Genomic DNA, 3,875 nt, shown 5'->3' on the forward strand with positions numbered 1-3,875 from the left:
AAGGCCTCGTACAGTTCGTGTCCCATCCCGGCCCGCTGACTGCCCTGCCCCGAGAACAGGAACGCCAACCGCCCCTGCGCAGGGTCCACGGACCCGGTCAGGACCCGGCTGTCCGCCTCGCCGCGCGCGAGCGCGCCCAGCGCGTCGAGGAAGTCGGACCGGTCCTCCGCGACCACGGCGCCCCGGTCGTCCAGCGCGGCCCGCGTGGCGCCGAGCGAGAACGCCAGGTCGGCCGTGGGGAGTTCGGGCCGATCCGCGACGAACGACCGCAGCCGCTCGGCCTGCGCCCGCAGGGCGTCCGTGCCCTGGCCGGAGAGGACCCACGGCAGCGGCCCCGACACGGCGTCGGACGTGCCGACGACGGCCGGCTCCTCCTCGAACTGCTCGATGATCGCGTGGGCGTTGGTGCCGCTCACACCGAAAGACGACACACCGGCTCGGCGGGGCCGTCCGGTCTCCGGCCACTCGGCCGCGTCCCGCAGCAGCGTCACCGCACCGGCGGACCAGTCGACGTGCGGCGTCGGCTCGTCCACGTGCAGCGTCCTCGGCAGCACACCGTGGCGCATCGCCATCACTATCTTGATGACTCCGCCCACGCCCGCCGCGGCCTGCGTGTGCCCGATGTTCGACTTCAGGGAGCCGAGCAGCAGCGGCTGTCCGTCCGGCCGGTCCTGCCCGTACGTGGCGATCAGCGCCTGCGCCTCGATCGGGTCGCCGAGCCGGGTGCCGGTGCCGTGCGCCTCGACGGCGTCGACCTCGGCGGCGGTCAGCCGGGCCCGGCCGAGCGCCTGGCGGATGACCCGCTCCTGCGAGGGGCCGTTGGGGGCGGTGAGGCCGTTGCTAGCGCCGTCCTGGTTGATCGCCGTACCGCGCACCAGGCCCAGGACCGGATGCCCGTTGCGCCGGGCGTCCGACAGCCGCTCCAGAAGCAGGACACCGGCGCCCTCGCTCCAGCTGGTGCCGTCGGCCGCCGCGGAGAACGACTTGCTGCGGCCGTCGGGAGCGAGCCCCCGCTGACGGCTGAACTCCACGAACGTCCCCGGCGAGGCCATCACGGTGACGCCGCCCGCGAGCGCGAGCGTGCACTCGCCGTCGCGCAGCGCCTGGACGGCCATGTGCAGGGCGACCAGCGAGGACGAGCAGGCCGTGTCGACCGTGACGGCCGGGCCCTCCAGACCGAGGGTGTACGCCACCCGGCCGGAGATCACGCTCGCCGCGGTGCCGGTGAGCAGGTACCCCTCGAACCCTTCGGGTGCCTCGCTCATGCGCGGCCCGTACTCGTCCTGCGACGCCACACCGACGAAGACGCCCGCCTGGCTGCCGGCCACCGACCGCGGATCCATCCCGGCCCGCTCGAACACCTCCCAGGACGTCTCCAGCAGAAGGCGCTGCTGCGGGTCCATCGCCTGCGCCTCACGCGGCGAGATCCCGAAGAACTCGGCGTCGAACTCGGCGGCGTCGTAAAGGAATCCGCCCTCGTGGACGTACGACGTGCCCGCGCGCTCCGGGTCGGGGTGGTAGAGCGCGTCGATGTCCCAGCCGCGGTCCGTGGGGAACACGGACACCGCGTCCCGGCCGTCGGTGAGCAGCTGCCAGAGGTCCTCCGGCGAGCGCACCCCGCCGGGATAGCGGCAGGCCATGGACACGATCGCGATCGGGTCGTCCTCGGCCGCGGCACCCACCGGGACCGGCACATGGCGCACGGAGGCGGACTCCGGCGTGCCGGTCGCCTGCGTGTGCAGGAAGCGGGCCAGCGCCTGCGGCGTCGGATGGTTGAACACCAGCGTCGGCGGCAGCTTCAGGCCGGTGACGGCGACGAGCCGGTTGCGCAGCTCGACCGCGGTCAGCGAGTCGACACCGATGCCCTTGAACGCGTGCGAGGCGTTCACCGCGTCCGCGGAGGCGTGCCCGAGCACGGCGGCCGCCTGCGTCCGCACCAGGTTCAGCAGCAGCCGCTCGCCCTCGGCGTCGGAGAGGCCCGACAGATTCTGCGCCGTCCACGTGGCGTCGTCACCGACTCGCCGGGCGCCGGCCTCGGCCCGCAGCTCCCGTACGTCCGCCAGGTCGGAGATCAGCGCGCTGGGACGGGCGGCGGTGTACGCCGGCACGAACCGCGCCCAGTCGATGTCGGCGACGGGCACCGTCGCCTCGCCGCGCCCGACGGCCTCTCCCAGCGCGGTGAGCGCCAGGTCGGGCGCCAGGGCCGGCAGCCCGCGCCGCCGCAGTTGCTCGGCGACCTCGCCTGCCGCCATTCCGTCCGCGTCCCAGGGGCCCCATGCCACGGAGGTGGCGGGCAGCCCGAGCGCGTGCCGCTGCTCGGCGAGCGCGTCCAAGTGGGCGTTGGCCGCACCGAAGTTCCCCTGCCCGGCCCGGCCCAGCGTGCCGACCACCGACGAGAACAGGACGAACGCGTCGAGGTCGAGGTGACGCGTGTACCGGTCGAGAAGCGCGGCGGCGGTGGCCTTCGGACGCAGGACGTCGTCGAGGCGCTCGGTGGTGAGCCGGTCGAGCACCGCGTCGTCGAGGACACCCGCGGTGTGGACCACGGCGGTCAGGCCGGGGTGCGCGGAGACGAGAGCACGTACGGCGTCCGGATCGGTGACGTCGCAGGCGGTGAGGGTCACGGTGACGCCGAGCGCGGCGAGTTCGTCGTGCAGGGCGGTGGCCCCGGGGGCCTCGCCGCCGCGCCGGCTGGCGAGGACGAGGTGCTCGGCGCCGTTCTGGGCAGCCCAGCGCGCCACGTGTGTGCCGAGCGCGCCGGTGCCGCCGGTGATCAGGACGGTGCCGCGCGGCTGCCAGGCCCTACCGCTGCCGGCTGCCGCCCGGGTCAGTCGGCGCGCGAGGACACCGGCGCCGCGGACCGCCACCTGGTCCTCGCCGCCGGACGGAGCGGCCAGTACGGCACGCAGGCGTGCGGCGCCGCGCTCGTCGAGCTGTTCGGGCAGGTCGACGAGCCCACCCCAGCGGTGGGGATGCTCCAGCGCGGCGACCCGGCCCAGGCCCCAGACCTGCGCCTGGGCGGGCCGGGTGAGCGGATCGGAGCTGCCCGTGCTGACCGCGCCCTGGGTGACACACCAGAGGGGGGCCTGCACACCGGCGTCCCCCAGCGCCTGGAAGAGAGCGAGCGCCGGCGCCGCCGGGGCCACGTCGTCGCCGCCCAGCGCGAGAAGGGACAGCACGCCGGTCACGGCAGCGTTGTCATCACCCGAGCCCAAAGCGTCGGAGACTTGCTCGGCGTAGCGCGCGCGGTCCGCCTCGGACGGGTCCAGCACGACCTGCCGCCCCCGTACAGCGCGGGTGGCAGCACCCACCAGCGCGTCGTCCTCCTGGCCGACGGGAACCACGACCAGCCAGGTACCGACCGGTCCGGCCTGCGGATCGGCGATCGGCCTCCATGCCGCCCGGTAGCGCCAGCTGTCCACCGTCGACACACGATCCAGGCTCTTCCGCCAGGACGCCAGCGCCGGGAGCACCGTACTCAGCGGGGCATCGCCCTCCACCGAGAGCGCGCGGCCGAGCGACTCCCAGTCCTCGTTCTCGACCGCCTCCCAGAAGCGGGTGTCGGCGGTGTCCGGGGAACCGGTCGTGGTGGGGTTGATCCAGTAGTGCTGGTGCTGGAAGGGGTAGGTGGGGAGGTCGGTGACGCGGTTGGTTCGCGGGGTGGGCCAGTTGATGGGGTGGCCGTGGGTGTGGAGGTGTGCTGCTGAGGTGAGGAGGCGGGTGAGGGTGCCTTCGCCTCGGCGGAGGGTGCCGGTGGTGAGGGCGTCGGTTGAGGCTTCTTCGATGCTGTAGGTGAGGACGGGGTGGGCGCTGGACTCGATGTAGGTGGTGTGGCCGGACTCGGTGAGCTGCTGGATGGCGGTGTGGAAGTGGAC

Annotated in this window: 1 protein-coding gene; it reads right to left on the bottom strand. The window is 74.1% G+C overall.

Translation table 11 applies throughout. The features are described from left to right. Positions 1–3,875 (bottom strand): SDR family NAD(P)-dependent oxidoreductase (locus ACFYOP_RS33690; protein WP_356899679.1); only part of this gene is annotated, 3,875 nt, incomplete at both ends.

Origin of the sequence: Streptomyces sp. NPDC006294 (assembly GCF_042870895.1) — a bacterium.
Classification (GTDB): domain Bacteria; phylum Actinomycetota; class Actinomycetes; order Streptomycetales; family Streptomycetaceae; genus Streptomyces.